The 18,756-nt window shown below is 69.2% G+C and carries 17 protein-coding genes; 7 read left to right on the top strand and 10 right to left on the bottom strand.

From position 1 onward, the window contains the following. Positions 1–2: 2 nt before the first annotated feature. The gene (locus tag FOH10_RS18000) at positions 3–470 is read right to left on the bottom strand and encodes an aggregation-promoting factor C-terminal-like domain-containing protein (RefSeq protein ID WP_221937838.1); all 468 of its coding nucleotides are present in this window, start codon (positions 468–470) and stop codon (positions 3–5) included. Positions 471–724: 254 nt separating this feature from the next. Continuing rightward, on the bottom strand, positions 725–1,432 hold the full coding sequence (locus FOH10_RS18005; protein WP_143981614.1) for an EthD domain-containing protein: 708 nt from the start codon (positions 1,430–1,432) through the stop codon (positions 725–727). Positions 1,433–1,610: 178 nt separating this feature from the next. Here FOH10_RS18005 and FOH10_RS18010 point away from each other — a divergent pair, with 178 nt between their 5' ends. Beyond that, entirely contained in the window at positions 1,611–2,357 is a 747-nt protein-coding gene (locus tag FOH10_RS18010) for a hypothetical protein (RefSeq protein ID WP_143981615.1), read from the top strand. A 42-nt stretch (positions 2,358–2,399) separates the two neighbouring features. Continuing rightward, positions 2,400–3,674, top strand: coding sequence for a hypothetical protein (locus tag FOH10_RS18015; RefSeq protein WP_143981616.1), 1,275 nt, complete (start codon positions 2,400–2,402; stop codon positions 3,672–3,674). A 66-nt stretch (positions 3,675–3,740) separates the two neighbouring features. Here FOH10_RS18015 and FOH10_RS18020 read toward each other — a convergent pair whose 3' ends face one another. The 8 genes from FOH10_RS18020 to FOH10_RS18055 all read right to left on the bottom strand — a co-directional run bounded on the left by FOH10_RS18020 (position 3,741) and on the right by FOH10_RS18055 (position 12,088). Beyond that, entirely contained in the window at positions 3,741–4,784 is a 1,044-nt protein-coding gene (locus FOH10_RS18020) for an NUDIX hydrolase (protein WP_143984171.1), read from the bottom strand. Further along, positions 4,784–5,908, bottom strand: coding sequence for a glycosyltransferase family 4 protein (locus FOH10_RS18025; RefSeq protein WP_143981617.1), 1,125 nt, complete (start codon positions 5,906–5,908; stop codon positions 4,784–4,786). Before FOH10_RS18025 ends, FOH10_RS18020 begins: the two co-directional genes overlap by 1 nt. Beyond that, positions 5,905–6,975, bottom strand: coding sequence for a phosphatidylinositol mannoside acyltransferase (locus FOH10_RS18030; RefSeq protein ID WP_143981618.1), 1,071 nt, complete (start codon positions 6,973–6,975; stop codon positions 5,905–5,907). The genes FOH10_RS18025 and FOH10_RS18030 overlap by 4 nt, the downstream gene beginning before the upstream one ends. Continuing rightward, entirely contained in the window at positions 6,972–7,643 is a 672-nt protein-coding gene (gene pgsA, locus FOH10_RS18035) for a phosphatidylinositol phosphate synthase (protein WP_143981619.1), read from the bottom strand. Before pgsA ends, FOH10_RS18030 begins: the two co-directional genes overlap by 4 nt. 1 nt (position 7,644) lies before the next feature. Continuing rightward, the gene (locus tag FOH10_RS18040; RefSeq protein ID WP_029924231.1) at positions 7,645–8,238 is read right to left on the bottom strand and encodes an ATP adenylyltransferase; all 594 of its coding nucleotides are present in this window, start codon (positions 8,236–8,238) and stop codon (positions 7,645–7,647) included. Between the two features lie 26 nt (positions 8,239–8,264). Then, positions 8,265–10,322, bottom strand: a complete 2,058-nt coding sequence (gene thrS, locus FOH10_RS18045) for a threonine--tRNA ligase (protein WP_143981620.1) — start codon at positions 10,320–10,322, stop codon at positions 8,265–8,267. Positions 10,323–10,781: 459 nt separating this feature from the next. Then, positions 10,782–11,693, bottom strand: coding sequence for a (2Fe-2S)-binding protein (locus FOH10_RS18050; RefSeq protein ID WP_244961261.1), 912 nt, complete (start codon positions 11,691–11,693; stop codon positions 10,782–10,784). Beyond that, positions 11,660–12,088, bottom strand: a complete 429-nt coding sequence (locus FOH10_RS18055; protein WP_143981621.1) for a TIGR02611 family protein — start codon at positions 12,086–12,088, stop codon at positions 11,660–11,662. Before FOH10_RS18055 ends, FOH10_RS18050 begins: the two co-directional genes overlap by 34 nt. A 291-nt stretch (positions 12,089–12,379) precedes the next feature. Between FOH10_RS18055 and FOH10_RS18060 the strand changes: the two genes are divergently transcribed. The 5 genes from FOH10_RS18060 to FOH10_RS18080 all read left to right on the top strand — a co-directional run bounded on the left by FOH10_RS18060 (position 12,380) and on the right by FOH10_RS18080 (position 18,651). After that, on the top strand, positions 12,380–13,612 hold the full coding sequence (locus FOH10_RS18060; RefSeq protein WP_244962096.1) for a transcriptional regulator: 1,233 nt from the start codon (positions 12,380–12,382) through the stop codon (positions 13,610–13,612). Positions 13,613–13,705: 93 nt separating this feature from the next. After that, positions 13,706–15,229, top strand: coding sequence for an aldehyde dehydrogenase (adh, locus tag FOH10_RS18065; RefSeq protein ID WP_143981623.1), 1,524 nt, complete (start codon positions 13,706–13,708; stop codon positions 15,227–15,229). Continuing rightward, positions 15,229–15,762 carry a DUF779 domain-containing protein gene (locus tag FOH10_RS18070; RefSeq protein ID WP_143981624.1) on the top strand — a complete coding sequence of 178 codons (534 nt, stop codon included), beginning with the start codon at positions 15,229–15,231 and terminating at the stop codon, positions 15,760–15,762. The genes adh and FOH10_RS18070 overlap by 1 nt, the downstream gene beginning before the upstream one ends. 37 nt (positions 15,763–15,799) lie before the next feature. Next, a complete protein-coding gene (eat, locus tag FOH10_RS18075) occupies positions 15,800–17,242 on the top strand; it encodes an ethanolamine permease (RefSeq protein WP_244961262.1) in 1,443 nt (480 codons plus the stop codon). A gap of 59 nt (positions 17,243–17,301) precedes the next feature. After that, positions 17,302–18,651, top strand: coding sequence for an ethanolamine ammonia-lyase subunit EutB (locus tag FOH10_RS18080; protein WP_425326161.1), 1,350 nt, complete (start codon positions 17,302–17,304; stop codon positions 18,649–18,651). Positions 18,652–18,756 lie beyond the last annotated feature (105 nt).

Raw genomic sequence — 18,756 nt, forward strand, 5'->3', positions numbered from 1 at the left:
GCTCAGTACCAGCCGTTGGCCTGCCAGAACGCCCAGGCGGCGGTGGGGCTGCCGTAGCGCGCGTTCATATAGTCGTAGGCCCACCGGATCTGGGTGACCGGGTTGAACATCCAGTCCGGCCCGTGGCTGGCCATCTTGTGCGCCGGAAGCGCCTGCGGCAGACCGTAGGCGCCGCTGGTCGGGTTGAGCGCGAAGATATCCCAACCGCTTTCGCGGGTGATGATGTTGTCGAAGGCCGGAAACTCGTGCGCCGGAACGATGATCAGGGCGATGGCCTTGGGCGTGAGCCCGTACAGGGCCGCGCCCGCGCTCAGGCCCAGACCCAGCAGATTCGGCACCAGGCCACCGGCCACGGGCGCGGCGTCCTCCGCGCAGTGCGCCGTGCACTCCGCCTTCGCCGTCGCTGCGCTGCCGATCGTCATCGCACCGGCCGCCAGCGCGGCCACGATGAATTTCGCGACATATCGCATTCCGGAGAGCAAACCACTAGTTATCCGAAATGCCGGTATTCGCTATCGGCGTGTCCGCGCGGAAAATACCGCGGGATCTGCGGCGTTACCCCGCGGCGCTACCCCGCGATGGGTCCGATGACGAGTAGCGTCGCCCAGTATTCGGCCGCCGACGGGCCCATATAGGGCAACAGGAAGTCGTAGAGCAGATAAGACACGAAACCATTCACCTCCAACGAGCGCGCCGCATCCGTCACGGCGCGCCGCGTCCGACCCTAGTGGAGATCGCCGCCCGGCACAGCCGCTCCCGGTACCGGGCTCAGCGCGTACACGTAGCGGCTGGTGGGCACCACATCGAGATCCAGATGCGCCCCGAAGGCCACCACGCTCTCCATCATGCGGGTTATGCGGCGCTGCAACTCGGCCTCGTCGCCGCCGGTGCCGTAGAAGGCGTGCGGGTCGGTCATGGCCGCCATCGGAAACAGTTCCTCGACCAGCGCGTCGACCCGTTTACCGTCGGTGATCGGCTCGACGACGGTGTTCTGGACATACCCGAACGTGGCCTGCGTTTCGATGGCGACCGTGGTGTGCGTACCGTGCCAGTGCCGCAACCACTCCTCCCGGGTGAGGTCGGCGGGAATGCGCAGCAGGGCGACATTGGCCAGCGCCTCGGCCCGCACCCCGTCACCGGTCGCCGGCGCGACGATGGGCACCCGCTCGTCCACGATCCACCCGTTCACCTCGTCGGCCACGGAACGCAGTGCGGCGGTGACGGATTCGTGCCCACCCTCGGTGCGCACCGTGACGATCGCCGCAATGGGTTCGGCGTACGTGCTGTGCCGCACCTGCGCTGCCGCCACATGGGCGTCACGCGTGTTGATCTGAAGCTCGGTGGCTCCGATATCCGCCAGCCGCCGCCGGAGTTCCACCCGGTGCAACCGCTCGTCCAGCCCGCTACCCCACAGGGCGTACATCAGCTTCATATCGTCTCGTCTCTCGCGGCTCTCTCGTGACCGGGGCCACCCTAATCGCCCGATTACCCACCGGTGCCCGCAATAGCGTCACCGTCCCGGCTACCGGACGAGCACCCAAAAAAATCCGTGGAACACGGTATTCCGGGCGCGGTACCGTGCGCTGTCCGCTTCTCCCCCAGGATCTCCCATGTCGCACTTCGTACTGACCGTCTGCCTGCCCGGCCATCTCACCCGCGATGCCGTGGAACCCGCGTTGGACAGCGCCCTCGCACGTTTCGACGAGAACCGCGACGTGCCGCGCTATCTCGAGTACACGAGGCAGGAGCTGATCGCGAAGGGGCGCGGGGATATCGAGCAATTCCGCGACACTCGCTACGCCACCTACCTGGCGGATACGCCGGCCTACGAGGCGCGCAACGCGCACAACAGCGCGCATCTGCGGTACCTGGCCGGAACCGACGGTGATGGCGGCTTTCCCGCCAGGTTGTCGTGGAGCGACGAACAGGTCTACGCCTACGAGACGAGACACTACGCCGCCGAAAACATCGGCCCAGGGGGCGAGGTGTACAGCACCTGGAATCCCGAGGGCAAATGGGACTGGTGGGTGATCGGCGGTCGCTGGTCCGGCTACTGGGTCGTCCGGGTGGAAGCGTGGGCCGAGGTGCTCGGCGCGGAGATGCACACCGACAACTGGAACGGCGTCGAACCCGTACGCACCGATATGGCTCGGCTGAAGGTCATCGCTCCCGAATCCCTCGAACCCGGCTTCGCACTCCTCGATCTCGACGGTGTCTGGCACGAACGCGGGGAAATGGGTTGGTTGGCCAGTGTTTCCCGTGACGTCGGCGACGCCGCGTGGCGTGCCACCTACCGCTCGGTCCTCGCCGCTCTCCCACCGGACACCTGGCTCGTCAATGTGGACTGCCACGTCTGAGCCCATCGTCCCCGTACTCCCCTTCCCCCAGGATGGTTCACCATGACACAACCTCTCGAGGAGGCTCGCGGCCTGTTGGCCGCGGGCGATGTGCCCGGTGCCGTGCGCGCATTGCGTCCGGCGGCCGAGACCGCTCCCCTGCCCGAACTCGCCGAGGTGGTGGCGCAGGCCGCGGCCGCCATCGGTTTCGACGACCTGACCGAGGTGGCCCGTGCGGCGGCCGCGGCGCCGGAGGATCCGGTGGCGCTGTTCCACTTCGGAATCGGTTGCACCGAGCGGGGTATCGCGTTCCTGGCGATTCCGGCGCTGCGGGCCGCCCTGCGCTACGCACCCGGCCAGCTCGCCATCGCAGGGCTCTCCGATGCTTTCGAGCGGGAATACCGCCACGGTGAGGCGGCGGCGCTGCTCGCCGCACACGATGCGGTGCTCAGCGCGTGGCCGCACCGCTATCTGCTGGTGTTCAATGCCGTGCTGGCCGGCGATCTGCCGCTGGCGCGCGAGCAGTTCGCGCGTCTGCCCGCACCCGAGGACCGGGACTGGTGGCCCGCCTACGATCGGCTGCGAAATATGCTGCGGCGCGCGGAGATCGCGGCGACGGCCGGTCCGCTGGACGGGCAGGACCTGCGCGGCTGGCATTTCGTCATCACCGGCGGCTACCTGGCGACCATGTCGCCGTTCGGTTTCGCCGCCGGGATGACCGGCCGGTGGGCGTATACGCAGGACAGCCACGGCCAGTGTCGGCAGACCCTCGATCGGGTGGCGCTGGTGCTCGCGGCGGCCGAACGCCGACCGCGCGCGGTCGCACTGCTTCCCGGCCGCGGCGACCGCATTCTGGGCTTGGCGGCGGCCGAACTGCTCGGCCTCCCGACGCGGCCCTACACCCCGGACGCCACCGACACCCTGGTCGTCGCCTACGACCTCCGGGAGCTGGACGGCGAACTGGAGCCGACGCTGCGGGACCGCGCCGACGGCCGCATCCTCGTCGAACACGCCTCCTGCTGGACCTCCCCGCCCCCGCTCAGCGCGGATATCACCGGGCTGCTGGGCCAGCGCGTGGTGCCGCCGTGGGAGTCACAGTTGCGCTTCACCCCCGACGGCGTCCGCGACGACGTACCCGCCGACGACCGCCCGGAAGCGGAGATCGCCGCCGACATCGTCGCCGCCGACGGCACCCCCGACCCCGGCGACGGCGACACGCCCGCCGATCCGGACACCGCCCTGACGGCCTTCGTCACCACCACCCACCCCGCCTGGCTCACCGGCCCCCGCTTCGCCGTCGACTCCCCCGGCCCCGTCCGCAGCAACCACTTCGGCTGAAACCGCGAGGGGGAACTGGTGGCGGCATCGCCCGAGTGGCTCCCGCCACCAGTTCCCCCTCGGCGGTCAGCGGATGGAGCGGACCTCGGGGTCGGTGTCGGTGGATGCGGCCGCGAGGGCTTCGGGGAGGAGTTGGTCCAGGTGGTAGGGGTAGACGGTTTCGCCCATGCGGTCCAGGTCGACGATGTCGGCGGGGGTGCACCATTTGTTGCCGGAGATGCAGCGGCGCTCGACGAAGGTCAGGTTCGCCGGTTCGGGGGTGAAGTTGCGCACGCGCAGGACGAAGAACAGCTCCTCGGAGCGGATGAGCTCGCCGTTGAACGGGAAAACCGCCACGCGCCGCCAGAGCGGGCCACGCAGCTGGGAGGAGTCGGCGGTGTAGCCGGTTTCCTCGTAGAGTTCGCGCACCGCGGCCGCGCGCAGGGATTCGCCGGGGTCGACGCCGCCGCCGATGGTGAACCAGAACGGGATATCGGGGGCCTTGGGGTCGTTGCCGCGTAACAGCAGCACCCGATCCTGTTCGTCGAACAGCACCACGCGGGCCGAGGTGCGCACCGTGTCGACGTCCAGACCGGTCGAGGCGGCGGGGGTCACCCGTTCGGCGATCTCGAAGTAGGTGGGCAGCGGCGCGGTGCCGCCGAGATGCAGCAGCCGGACCAGGCGGCGGGTGCGCAGCGCCAGGGTGTCGCGGACGGCGTCGTTGTGGAAGCGGCGCGCGATGAGCACCCGGGCCTCGGCGTCGGCGAGCTCGGCCACCAGCTGCGGCGGCAGATTCGTGATGTCGACGGCGGACAGCGCTGCCGCCAGCTGGTTCTCGACGGTTTCCCGGTCGCGCCAGTTGGCCCGTTCGGCACGGTCGGCCAGGGAGGCGAGGCGGCGGGCCTGGTCTACGACCTCGGTATCGGCCTCCGGGCGGCCGATGGTGGTGGCCACCGACCGCGCCACCACGGCACGCCGCGCCAGGGCGGCATCGAGGGCGTGCCGGGCCTGGTCGCCGCGCACGTGCAGCCGGTCGAGCCGGTTGGCGGTGGTGTAGGCCCACACGCCGACGGCCAGGATCAGCGCCGTCACCAGCGCGAGAACCAGGATGGTTGTCGCGGAGAAGGTGATCATCCGGCGGTCCTGACCCGGGTGTCGCCGACGGTGACGGTCTCGTAGACGCGCAGGATCTGTTCGGCCACCACCGGCCAATCGTATTCGCCGACAACCTGATTGGCGGTGCGGATGTATTCCTCGCGGCGCCGGGTGTCGGTGAGCATGGTGTCCAGGGCGGTGGCCAGGCGGTCCGAATCGCCGACGGGCACCAGCATTCCGGCGGTGCCGTCACGCAGCACCCGGCGGAAGGCGTCCAGTTCGCTGGCCACCACGGCGGTCCCGGCGGCCATGGCCTCCACCAGCACGATGCCGAAGCTCTCGCCGCCGAGATTCGGCGCGCAGTACACATCGGCGCTGCGCATGGCCGACGCCTTCTCCGCATCGCTGACCTGCCCGAGGAAGCGCAGATGACCGGCGTTGCGCCCGGCCTCGCGCCGCAGCCGCTCCTCGTCACCGCGCCCGACGATCAGCACCTGCACGTCGGGGTGGCGGCGCACCAGCTCGGGCAGCGCGCCCAGCAGCACCTCCATCCCCTTACGCGGTTCGTCGTAGCGGCCCAGGAACAGCACGGTGCCGCCCGGGCGCGGATAACCGTCCAGCAGCGGCGCGTGCGCGAAGGCGGGCACGTCGACGCCATTGGGGATCTCCACCGCATCGCCGCCGAGCGCCTCCACCTGCCAGCGCCGCGCCAGCTCGCTCACCGCGATACGACCGCTGATCTTCTCGTGATACGGCCGCAGCACGCCCTGAAAAGTGCTGAGCACCAACGATTTCGTGGTCGAGGTGTGGAAGGTGGCGACGATCGGCCCCTCGGCGATCTTGAGTGCCAGCATGGACAGGCTCGGCGCGTTGGGCTCGTGGATGTGCAGTACGTCGAAGTCGTTCTCGGCGATCCAGCGCCGGATGCGGGTGTACGCGGTGGGCCCGAAGGACAGTCGCGCCACCGACCCGTTGTAGGGGATGGCGACCGCGCGGCCAGCCGACACCACGAAATCGGGCAGCGGGGTGTCGTCGGCGGCGGGCGCGAGCACGCTCACCTTGTGCCCGCGTTCGATGAGCACCTGCGCCAGTTCCACGACATGCGCCTGCACTCCACCGGGAACGTCGAACGAGTACGGGCAGACCATGCCGATTCTCATAGCGCGCCTTCCCCCTTGTGTTCGGTGGCGTCGACATCCGCGACGCCGACACCACGCGCGCCGATATCCGCGGCCGTCGGGGCGCTCGCCGTCGGCGTCTCGTCTCGGGTGTAGCCGAGTTCACGCTGCGCCGCCGCGATACGGTCCAGTCGGGCCTCCGACAGATCGCTCTCCCACAGCGGTTGCAGCATGTGCCAATCGGCGGGATGGGCGGCGATATTGGCCGCGAAGCGGTCCGCCAATGCCTGGGTTGCCGCCGCCACGCCGCCCGAAACGTCGAGGGCCGGTTCGGTCTTGAAGCCCCACCCCTCATTGCCCGCCGCGTCCTCGGTGAACCAGCAGTGCACCGGGATCAGCGCCGCCCCGGTTTCGACCGCGAGTTTGGCCGCGCCCGCGGGCATCCAGGTGCGCTCCCCGAAGAACGTGACCGGCACCCCCTTACCGGTGAGGTCGCGCTCCCCCATCAGGCAGATGACGCCGCCCGCGCGCAGCCGCTGCGCGAGTTGCGGGAAGGGCGGCTGTTCACCGCCGGTGAGCGGGAAGACCTCGAAGCCGAGGCTCTCCCGGTAGGCGACGAACCGCTCGAACAGCGATTCCGGCTTCAGGCGTTCGGCGACGGTGGCGAAGCGGCCGTTGTTCTGCACCAGCCACACCCCCGCCATATCCCAGTTCCCGGAATGCGGCAGCACCAGGATCACGCCCTTGCCCCGGGCGAGCGCGACCTCCAGGTTCTCGACCTGCTGCACCGACAGGCGTGACCCCAGCGCCGCGTGATCCATGGACGGCAGCCGGAACGCCTCGCGCCAATAGCGGGCGTAGGAGCGCATGCTCTTGTGGATGAGCTGATCCGGCACCTGCTCCGGCGGTACGCCCAGCACGCGAGCCAGGTTGCGCCGCAACTGATTCGGCTGTCCGGCACGCGCGGCCCGGTTGGCTCGCCGCGCCGCCGCGTCGGCTCCCGCGTCGAACGCGCGGCGCACCGTGCGCTCGGGCAGGGCGCGCACCAGTCGCCACCCCGCCGCGTACGCCTTGTCGCTGAGCGCGGAGGTGAAATCGGAGGCCGTCACCGCTGTGGTTCCTCCGGGGACTTGGCAGCGAGCGCGATGACGTCGCGCGCACCGGGTGAATTGCGCACCGCCAGCACCCGCTGGAAGACGGTGACGATGCTCAGCACCGCCAGCGCGTACATGGCCGCGTACACCGCGTAACTCAGCCATTCGATGCCGTAATGCCCGCCGATACCGGTGAATCCGGCCCCGACCAGCACGATGACCAGACGATCCGGCCGCTCGATGAGACCGCCGTCGGCGGATAGGCCACTGGCCTCGGCGCGCGCCTTGGCGTACGAGATGACCTGGGAGGTCACCAGCACCACCAGGGTGGCGGCGAACAGGTGCCTGCTGTTCTCGTGGTAGACCGCCCACCACGCCAGGCCGCCGAAGATGGCACCGTCCGCCACCCGGTCACAGGTGGCGTCCAGTACCGCACCGTATTTCGTGCCGCCGCCGCGGGCGCGTGCCATCGCGCCGTCGAGCATGTCGAACATGACGAACAGCCAGATCACCATGGTTCCCCAGAACAGATGTCCGGTGGGGAACAGGGTGACCGCGGCCGCGATCGACGCGGTGGTGCCGATGAGCGTCATCGCGTCCGGCGTGAGTCCGGTGCTCACCAGCGCCTTGCCCAGCGGGGCGGTCGCCTTGGCGAACGTATCGCGACCGAAGAAGCTCAGCACGCTATGCCGCCTTCCATGCCTCCGCCAGCAGTGCGCGGGTCTCCCGCAACAGCTGCGGCATGACCTTGACTCCGCCGACGACGGTGATGAAGTTCGCGTCGCCGCTCCAGCGCGGCACGATGTGCTGATGCAGGTGGTCGGCGAGCGAACCACCCGCCACGCCACCGAGATTCAGGCCCACGTTGAAACCCTCGGGCCGCGACACCTTCTTCATGGTGCGAATCGCCTGCTGGGTGAACGACATCAGCTCGAGGCTCTCCTCGGGCGTCAGGTCCTCCAGATTCGCCACCCGGCGGTACGGCACCACCATCATGTGGCCGGGGTTGTACGGGTAGAGGTTCAGCACCGCGTACACCCACTGCCCGCGGGCGATGACCAGACCGTCCTCGTCCGACATCTCCGGGATATCGGTGAAGGGGTGCCCGGACTTCTTGGGCGCGTCGGCTTCCCGCTCCGCACGCTCGGCGGCCGCACCGGTGATGTAGGACATCCGGTACGGGGTCCACAGCCGCTGCAGGCGGTCCGGATCGCCCGCGCCGGTATCCATGATCACCTCGCGTGGTGCTGAATCCTGCTGTCCGGCAGCCTCATCCATGAGACCGTCGGACGCCGTACGTTCGCTCATTGCTCACCCTCGCGGATTTCGAACCCCTCCGCGGTCGGAGAGGTGTTCTCGCGGCGCTGGACCCAGTCCACGATGGTGGCGATCGCGTCGGCGACCGGCACGCCGTTCACCTGGGTGCCGTCGCGGAAGCGGAAGCTCACCGCGCCCGCCTCCACATCCCGCGCACCCGCGAGCAGCATGAACGGCACCTTCTGCGCGGTGTGGTTGAAGATCTTCTTCTGCATGCGGTCGTCGCCGCGGTCGACCTCGGCGCGAATGCCCTGCGCCGCCAGTTCCTCGACCACCCCGTCGAGGTGTTCGGCGAAGTTCTCCGCGACCGGGATTCCCACCACCTGCACCGGCGACAGCCAGGCCGGGAACGCGCCCGCGTAATGCTCGGTGAGCACGCCGAAGAAGCGCTCGATGGAGCCGAACAGCGCGCGGTGGATCATGACCGGGCGATGCTTGGCCCCGTCGCGGCCGGTGTACTCCAGTTCGAAGCGTTCGGGCAGGTTGAAGTCCAGCTGGATGGTGGACATCTGCCAGGTGCGCCCGAGCGCGTCCTTGGCCTGCACGGAGATCTTGGGGCCGTAGAAGGCCGCGCCGCCCGGATCCGGCACCAGGTCCAGGCCGGAGTCGGTGGCCACCTTGCGCAGGGTTTCGGTGGCCTCCTCCCACAGCTCGTCGGAGCCGACGAACTTCTTGGGGTCCTTGGTGGACAGCTCCAGGTAGAAGTCGTCGAGGCCGTAGTCGCGCAGCAGCGACAGCACGAACTGGAGCGTGGTGGTCAGCTCCGCGTGCATCTGCTCCTTGGTGCAGTAGATGTGCGCGTCGTCCTGGGTCATGCCGCGAACCCGGGTCAGGCCGTGGATGACACCGGACTTCTCGTAGCGGTACACCGAGCCGAACTCGAACATGCGCAGCGGCAGTTCCCGGTACGACCGGCCGCGCGACCGGAAGATCAGGTTGTGCATCGGGCAGTTCATCGGCTTGACGTAGTAGTCCTGGCCGGGCTTGCGGACGGTGCCGTCCTCGTCGAGTTCGGCGTCCAGGTGCATGGCCGGGAACATGCCGTCGCGGTACCAGTCCAGGTGGCCGGAGACCTCGAACAGATGACCCTTGGTGATGTGCGGGGTGTTGACGAACTCGTAACCCGCCGCGATGTGGCGGCGACGCGAGTAGTCCTCGAGCTCCTTGCGGATGATGCCGCCCTTGGGGTGGAACACCGGCAGGCCCGAGCCCAGCTCGTCCGGGAAGGAGAACAGGTCCAGTTCCAGGCCCAGCTTGCGGTGGTCGCGTTTCTCGGCCTCCGCCAGCAGGCGCAGGTACTCGTCCTGGGCCTCGCTGGACTCCCAGGCGGTGCCGTAGATGCGCTGCAGGTCCTCGCGGCTCTGGTCACCGCGCCAGTAGGCGGCGGAGCTGCGGGTCAGCTTGAAGGCCGGAATGTATTTGGTGGTGGGGATGTGCGGGCCGCGGCACAGGTCGCCCCACACCTTCTCCCCCGAGCGCGGGTCCAGGTTGTCGTAGATGGTCAGCTCCTTGCCGCCGACCTCCATGACCTCCGGATCGTCGATTCCGGACTTGTCGGAGATGAGTTCCAGCTTGAACGGCTCCTTGGCCAGTTCGACGCGGGCGTCCTCCACCTCGACCACCCGGCGCGAAAACCGCTGCGCGCCTTTGATGATCTTCTTCATCCGGGATTCCAGCTTGGCCAGATCCTCCGGGGTGAAGGGGCGGTCCACCTGGAAGTCGTAGTAGAAGCCGTCCTTGATGGGCGGACCGATGCCCAGCTTGGCCTCGGGGAACTCCTGCTGCACCGCCTGGGCCAGCACGTGCGCGGCCGAATGCCGGATCACGCTGCGGCCGTCCTCGGTGTCGGCGGTGACCGCCTCCACCTCGACGTCGGTGTCCGGAATCCAGGACAGATCCTTGAGGTTGCCCTCCGGGTCGCGGACGACGATGACGGCGTTGGGTCCCTTGCCCGGCAGTTCCGCCTCCCGCACCGCCGCGCCCGCGGTAGTCCCCGCGGGCACCCGGACGAGGGCCGCTGGGTTCTTCGGGGCTGAGGTGGTCACGGCTGCGCACTCCTTGGCATTGTCGAGGCGGGTGGTTTGCCCGCCGTACGGTGCGGGGTACCCCCCGCGGTGTTCGGTCGCCCGGGACGGATTCCCCGGCAACCACGACCGGACGCGTCCGTGCGCCCGCACGAGACACTTCCTCCGGCGCGACCATGCTATCGGGACGACCCCGGCCCCGCGCCGATGGACCCGGCCGGGCGCGTGATCCGTGCTGTTTCGACCGCGAGCACGGCGGCACCGGTAAGCCCTGCTCCCATCTCCCGAGCGCTGCGCCTTCCGAACCCGGCGTCGTCCACAGCGCCGCGACCTCCAGAGCGGTGCGACCTCGGGTGCATGCCTGAACATGTCCCGCATACAGCAAGCCGGGCCGCGATATGGCGGTGTAGTCAGCTAGTGGGTGCGCCGGAGTGGCAGCGAGCGACTCACCTGGGCGTCCCGTCCGCCGGAGTCGGTATCTCAGCCGCGTGCGGCCAGCTCCGACAGCAGCGCTTCCCGTTGGGCCGCAGGGCGTTTCGGGCAACTCGTGCACATCTCGCAGCCGGGCACCTCGAAGACCAGGCAGCAGGAGATGCGGCGGACGAAGGTGCGCGAGCCGATATCGGTGAAGCGCGGCACCGGCAGCCGTCCGGCGACCTCGCGCGCCAGCCGGGCTCCGGCCTCGTGCGCGCCGATGTCCAGGGCGCGATTGCCGATGGCGTCGGCGACGATCGCCCACAGCGCGGCCGGACTCGCGCCCGAGACCTCGGCGACCAGCGGAATCAGCCGCGAGAGGGTGTTGCGCAGGGCCGGGCCGGTGGACGTGGCGGACCACGGCTCTGCGGGCGCGCCATCGCGTGCCGTGCCACCGGCCGCCGTGGTGTCGAGGTCGGCGGTCTCGATGCCCACAGTGCCGAGATCGGCAGTGCCGAGATCGGCAGTGCCGAGATCGGCGATGTCGAGGCCCGTGGTGTCGAGGCCCGTGGTGTCGAGGCCCGCGGCATCGGGCGAAGCGTTGCCGGGCGCGGGGTGGGAGTCGGGGAACGCCGTGGCGCTCCGGCGGTCACCAACCCCGGTCGCGGTTTGGTCCTCGCTCACCGTCGGGATGGACAGCACCCGCTCCACGCCGCCGTCGGGGCGGATCTCGCAGGCGATCCGGTCCAGCGCCGGACTCATGGCCGGGCGGCCGTCGGCGTAGGCGGCGACGATGGGTGTGACCAGCGACGAGGCCGCCATACACCACCACAGCGTCCCGGCCACCCGGGAATCCGCGGTGCCCCAGGAGATCCCCATGTCGCCGATGCGCTCGGCCAACCACTCCCGGCGCAGCAGTTCCCCACCGGGGACTATGGCCGCGTTCACCGGAACAGCGGACTGTTCAAGAATTCCCATTCGACTCCGATCACGCCGCCGAGCATCCCGAAGGTGCCGAGCAGCCACAGCGTCGCCAGCACCAGCGCCACCGTGGCGATCGCGGCCAGTCCGCGCAGCAGCGGCCCGCGGGCGGCGTACCACCCCATGGCCCACTGATATCGCCGACGCGTCCAGAGCAGAGCCCGCTGCGCCCAAGCGAATTCGGTGGCGAGGATACCCAGCCCCGCGAAGACGATCAGCCAGCCCGGACCCGGGTACGGGATCGCCAGGATCCCCACCGCCAGGACCACGACACCCAGCACGCCCACCACGATCCGGTAGGCGAGGTTCAGCGTAGGACGTCGCGCCACGCCCGCGCGCCAGGCGCGCCAGCGAGTCGGCGTGGGCGGCGTCGATTCCGGTGCGGTTACCACACCGCCAGGGTACGGACCCGGGCGGCGGCGAGCCCGGACGAGCCGCGCTCACCGGGTGGAGTCACCGGGCGGGCACTGTCCGGGATGCCGGGACGCGACCGGTGGCGCGGTGGGCGCAGACCCTCGCCCACCCGATCCCGGGGTCGGTGCCGATGCCGCCCTGACCAGGGTGTGACCGGTGTTACAGTGCTTGTGGGAGAGCACGAAGGACACCGATTGAACAGAGCAGCGCAGGCGAATCCATGGGTCGCGTTCCGGCCGGGGGATGATCTCGGACAGTTGGCGCGACGGATGTCGTCGGCGCACAGTTCGTTCCTGGCGGGAGCCGAATCGCTGCCGGTGATCCGTCCCGAGGGCGAGTCCGTGCGCTCGGTGGTGCTGGATTCCTGGCGGCGCAGCCGCAGCAGCGGTGTCGATCCGGACGGCTTCGGCGATGTGGTGGACCTGCACGGGTCCGAGCTGCGGCAGTACCGGGCCGATCATCCGACCGCGCTCATCCAGCCCGTGGTGCGAAAACTGTTGGTGGAGGACGCCGCCGAATCCGGTCTGCTGGTGGCCGTCAGCGACGCCCAGGGGCGGCTGCTGTGGGTGGAGGGCGATTCCCGGGTCAAGGATCGCGCGCTGGCCATGAATTTCGTGGAGGGCGCGGATTGGAGCGAGGACCGGGTGGGCACCAACGCCCCGGGGACCGCACTCGCCCTCGACCATCATGTGCAGATCTTCGGGGCGGAGCATTTCAATCGCGCGGTGCACGAGTGGAGCTGTTCGGCCGCCCCGGTGCACGATCCGCTCAGCGGCGCGATCATCGGGGCCATCGATATCACCGGCGGGCCCCGGGTGGCCGCGCCCGAGGTGCTGTCGCTGGTGCGGGCCACGGTGGCGGCGGCCGAATCCGAACTGCGGCTGCTGTTGCTGGAATCGCGGAAACCCTTGGCAGCCACGGCCGCACGGCTCGAGGTGCTGGGTCCTCACCGCCCGACGCTGACCCGCGGCGGCGAGCGCGTCCGCCTGAGCCAGCGCCACGCCGAGATCCTGCTGCTGTTGGCCGAGAATCCGGAGGGGCTCAGCGCCGACCATCTGGCCATCCTGCTCGACGAGGCCGAACTCGATCCGGTGACGGTGCGCGCGGAGCTGTCGCGGGTGCGCAAACTGCTGGGTGGGGGCGGCCTCGGCTCGCGGCCGTATCGGCTGCTCATCGACCTCACCACCGATGTGGACGAGGTGCGCGCCGCACTCGCCCGGGGTGAGACGGCGGCGGCGCTGCGCGCCTATCCCGGACCGATCCTGCCGCGCTCGCTGGCTCCCGGCATCGACGAGTTGCGGGTCGAGTTGCGGGAGCGGCTGCGCGCGGCCCTGCTGCGGTCCGGTGATCGCCGCCTGCTCGCCCGCTGGACCGGGTCGGTGGACGGCCGCGAGGATGTGGCGGCGTGGACCGCCTACCTGGCCGTGCTGGACCGGCAATCGCCGATGTACACGCAGGTCAAGGCGCAGTTGGGAGTTCTCGACCAGAAGCTGGGCATTTGACCAGTTACTTGCAACCGTAATGCAACATGGCCGCTCCTAGTGTTCCGGATCACACCCTGACGCACGAACTGTCAGCCGACCGAGGAGCATTCGATGACCGTCTTCGCCCGCCCCGGCACCCCCGATGCCGCCATGTCGTTCCAGGCTCGCTACGACAACTGGATCGGCGGCGAATGGGTGGCCCCCGTCAAGGGCCAGTACTTCGAGAACCCCACCCCCGTGACGGGCCAGACCTTCTGCGAGGTGGCCCGCGGCACCGCCGAGGATATCGAACTCGCCCTCGACGCCGCCCACGCCGCCGCCCCCGCCTGGGGCAAGACCTCCGCGGCCGAACGCGCGGTCCTGCTCAACAAGATCGCCGACCGGATCGAGGAGAACCTCGAGGCCATCGCGCTCGCCGAGAGCTGGGACAACGGCAAACCCATCCGGGAAACCCTCAATGCCGACATCCCGCTGGCCATCGACCACTTCCGGTACTTCGCCGGAGCCATTCGCGCCCAGGAGGGTTCGCTGTCGGAGATCGACGCCGACACCGTGGCCTATCACTTCCACGAACCGCTCGGCGTGGTCGGTCAGATCATTCCGTGGAACTTCCCCATCCTCATGGCCACCTGGAAGCTCGCCCCCGCCCTGGCCGCGGGCAATGCGGTGGTGCTCAAGCCCGCCGAGCAGACCCCCGCCTCGATCATGTTCCTGATCAGCGTCATCGGCGATCTGCTGCCGCCCGGCGTGGTCAATATCGTCAACGGCTTCGGCGTGGAGGCGGGCAAGCCTCTCGCATCCAGCCCGCGCATCAAGAAGATCGCCTTCACCGGTGAGACCACCACCGGCCGACTGATCATGCAGTACGCCTCGCAGAACCTGATCCCGGTCACCCTCGAACTCGGCGGCAAGAGCCCGAACATCTTCTTCTCCGACGTACTCGCCGCCAACGACGACTTCCAGGACAAGGCCCTGGAGGGCTTCACCATGTTCGCGCTGAACCAGGGCGAGGTCTGCACCTGTCCGTCGCGCGCGCTCATCCAGTCCGATATCTACGACGAGTTCCTGGCCGCCGCGGTGGTGCGCACCAAGGCGGTGCGTCAGGGCGATCCGCTCGACACCGACACCATGATCGGCGCGCAGGCCAGCAACGACCAGCTGGAGAAGATCCTGTCCTACATCGAGATCGGCAAGGGCGAGGGCGCGACCCTGCTCACCGGCGGCGAGCGCGCCGACCTCGGCGGCGATCTGTCCGGCGGCTACTACGTGCAGCCGACCGTGTTCGCGGGCGACAACGCCATGCGCATCTTCCAGGAGGAGATCTTCGGTCCGGTGGTATCGGTGACCCGGTTCGCGGACTACGACGATGCCATCAAGACCGCGAACGACACCCTGTACGGGCTCGGCGCGGGCGTGTGGTCCCGCGACGGCGGCGTGGCCTACCGGGCCGGACGCGACATCCAGGCCGGGCGGGTGTGGACCAACACCTACCACCAGTACCCGGCGCACGCGGCGTTCGGCGGCTACAAGCAGTCCGGTATCGGCCGCGAGAACCACCACATGATGCTCGAGCACTACCAGCAGACCAAGAACCTGCTGGTGAGCTACGCGCCGAAGGCCCAGGGCTTCTTCTGATGTCCGCGCGCCCCGCACGGGTGCGCGCCACCGCGGCGGCGATGGATCTGCTCCGTCGCCTCCGCGGGCGGCACGGCCCGCTCATGCTGCACCAGTCCGGCGGGTGCTGCGACGGCTCGGCTCCGATGTGTTATCCGGCGGGCGAATTCGTGGTCGGCGATCACGATGTGCTGCTCGGACTGCTCGACCTGCGGCTCGGCGTGGACGAGCTGCCGACCACCGCGCCCGAGCCGGAAGACACCGCCGCCGTGTGGATTTCGGGTCCGCAGTTCGCCGCCTGGCAGCACACCCAACTCGTCCTCGACGTGGTGCCCGGGCGCGGTTCGGGTTTCAGCCTCGAATCGCCGGAGGGCTTCCGATTCCTCAGTCGTGGACGGGTTTTCGATACCGACGAACTGGCCGCCCTGGCCGATTCCGCGCCGGTGACCGGCGCGGGCTGGGACCGTGGCGAACGCCCGCCCACTCCCACCCAACCGCAGGTGGTCGCCGAGGCGGCCGACGCCTGCCCTGTTCCCGGTCGCGGAACAGTCTAGAAATCATTGTGTTTCGTTCAGCATGAAGGAGGTCGCGATGGCGATCCCCACCAATGAGCCCCACCATCACCGGCATGTGGAGACTCATCTCGAGGACAGCGCCTATCTCGCCAAGCGCTCCCTGAAATCCGGGAGCGCCGGCTGGGTGCTGCTCGCGGGCCTCGGCGTCAGCTATGTGATCTCCGGCGACTACGCCGGGTGGAACAACGGTCTGGCCCAGGGCGGATTCGGCGGATTGCTCATCGCGACCGTGGTGATCGCGGGCATGTACCTGGCCATGGTGCTCGGTATGGCGGAACTGTCCTCGGCCCTGCCCGCGGCGGGCGGCGGCTACACCTTCGCCCGCCGGGCGCTCGGGCCGTGGGGCGGATTCGCCACCGGCACAGCCATTCTCATCGAATACGCCATCGCGCCCGCGGCCATCGCCACCTTCATCGGCGCGTACGTGGAGTCGCTCAACCTGTTCGGGATCACCGACGGCTGGTGGGTGTATCTCGCGGTGTACGCGCTGTTCATCGGCATCCACCTGACCGGGGCGGGTGAGGCGCTCAAGGCCATGTTCGTCATCACCGCCATCGCGCTGGTCGGTCTGCTGGTGTTCGCGGTGTCGGCGTGGGGCATGTTCGACACCGCCAATCTGACCGATATCCCAGCCGATCCGGACGCCGTGGGCAGTTCGTCGTTCCTGCCGTTCGGGTACTTCGGCATCTGGGCGGCGGTGCCGTTCGCCATCTGGTTCTTCCTGGCGGTGGAGGGTGTGCCGCTCGCCGCGGAGGAGGCGCGCGAGCCGGAGAAGAACGTGCCCAAGGGCATCATCATCAGCATGCTGGTGCTCATCGTCACCGGCGCGTCGGTGCTGTTCCTGGCCACCGGAGCCCAGGGGGCGGACGCACTGTCGGCCTCGGGCAATCCGCTCGTCGAGGCGCTCGGCGATTCCTCGACGGCGCGGGTGGTCAACTACATCGGCCTGGCCGGACTGGTGGCCAGCTTCTTCTCCATCGTCTACGCCTACTCCCGGCAGACCTTCGCGCTGTCACGGGCCGGATACCTGCCGACCAGCCTGTCGGTCACCAACTCCCGCAAAGCGCCGATGCTCGCGCTCATCGTGCCCGGCGTGATCGGCTTCGGGCTGTCGCTGACCGGCGAAGGCGCGATGCTGTTGAACATGGCCGTCTTCGGGGCGGCGGTCAGCTACGTGCTCATGATGGTGAGCCATATCGTGCTGCGGGTGCGCGAGCCGGGTATGCGGCGGCCGTATCGCACCCCGGGCGGCGTGGTGACCACCGGATTCGCCCTGGTCGTCGCCTGTGCCGCGGTGATCGCCACCTTCCTGGTCGACCGTACCGCGGCGGCCTGGACCCTGGTCGCCTTCGCGGGCTTCATGGCCTACTTCGGGCTCTACAGCCGCCATCACCTGGTCGCCAACTCACCCGATGAGGAGTTCGCGGCCCTGGCCGAGGCCGAGGAGGAATTGCGGTGACGCGCTACCACCAGCGAATTCGCGGTGTCGGCTACAGCTTCGACGGACTGGTCGAGCTGATGGCCAAGGCGACGCCGCGCCGCGGAGGCGACGAATTGGCCGGGTGCGCGGCGGAATCCGATGCCGAGCGGGCCGCCGCGCAGTGGGCGCTCGCCGAGGTGCCGTTGGAGCGGTTCCTACTCGAACCGCTGGTGCCCTACGAGACCGACGAGGTCACCCGGCTGATCATCGACAGCCACGATCGGCTTGCCTTCCAAGCGATCTCGCATCTCACCGTGGGCGGGCTGCGGGACTGGCTGTTGGAGACCGCCGCACGCCCGGACGCCGCCGCGCGCCTGGCGGCGATCTCCCCCGGGCTCACGCCGGAGATGGTGGCGGCGGTCAGCAAGCTCATGCGCAATCAGGACCTCATCGCGGTCGCCCGCGCCATCGAGGTGACGGCGGCCTTCCGCACCACCATCGGGCTGCCGGGGCGGCTGAGCACCCGGCTGCAACCCAACCATCCCACCGATGACGTGCGCGGGATCGCCGCCGCGACGCTGGACGGGCTTCTGCTCGGCTGCGGGGACGCGGTGATCGGCATCAACCCGGCCACCGACTCGCCGCACGCCACGGCCGAACTGCTCTACCTGCTCGACGACATCCGGCAGCGGTTCGCCATCCCCACCCAGTCGTGTGTGCTGTCCCATGTCACCACGACCATCGAATTGATCGAGCAGGGTGTGCCGGTGGATCTGGTGTTCCAGTCCATCGCGGGCACCGAGGGCGCGAATTCCGGGTTCGGCGTGAACATCTCGCTGTTGCGGGAGGCCGAGGAGGCGGCACGGTCGCTGCGGCGCGGGACGGTCGGCGACAATGTCATGTACCTGGAGACCGGGCAGGGCTCGGCGCTGTCGGCGGGCGCGCACCTCGGCACCGGCGGGAAGCCGGTGGACCAGCAGACCCTGGAGACGCGGGCCTACGCGGTGGCGCGGGAACTGCGGCCGCTGCTGGTGAATACGGTGGTCGGGTTCATCGGTCCCGAATACCTCTACGACGGCAAGCAGATCATCCGCGCCGGACTCGAGGACCACTTCTGCGGCAAACTGCTGGGCCTGCCCATGGGCGTGGACGTCTGCTACACCAACCACGCCGAGGCCGACCAGGACGATATGGACACCCTGCTCACCCTGCTCGGCGCGGCCGGTGCGGCCTTCGTCATCGCAGTGCCCGGGGCCGACGACGTCATGCTCGGCTATCAGAGTCTCAGCTTCCACGACGCGCTGTACGCCCGCCGAGTGCTGGGGTTGCGCGCCGCACCGGAATTCGAGACGTGGTTGCGGGAGCTCGGCATGGCCGACGACTCCGGTCGGGTGCTGCCGGTGGAGATCACCGCCTCCCCACTGCGCGCCCTCACGGGAGCACTATGAGCGTCGAACACACGGCCAACGTCGAGCACACGGCAAACATCGAACGCACGGCGAGCACCGAGCACGCGGTCGGCACCGAGCACGCGGTCGGCACCGAACGCACAG

The organism is Nocardia otitidiscaviarum (assembly GCF_007362295.1).
GTDB lineage: Bacteria > Actinomycetota > Actinomycetes > Mycobacteriales > Mycobacteriaceae > Nocardia > Nocardia otitidiscaviarum.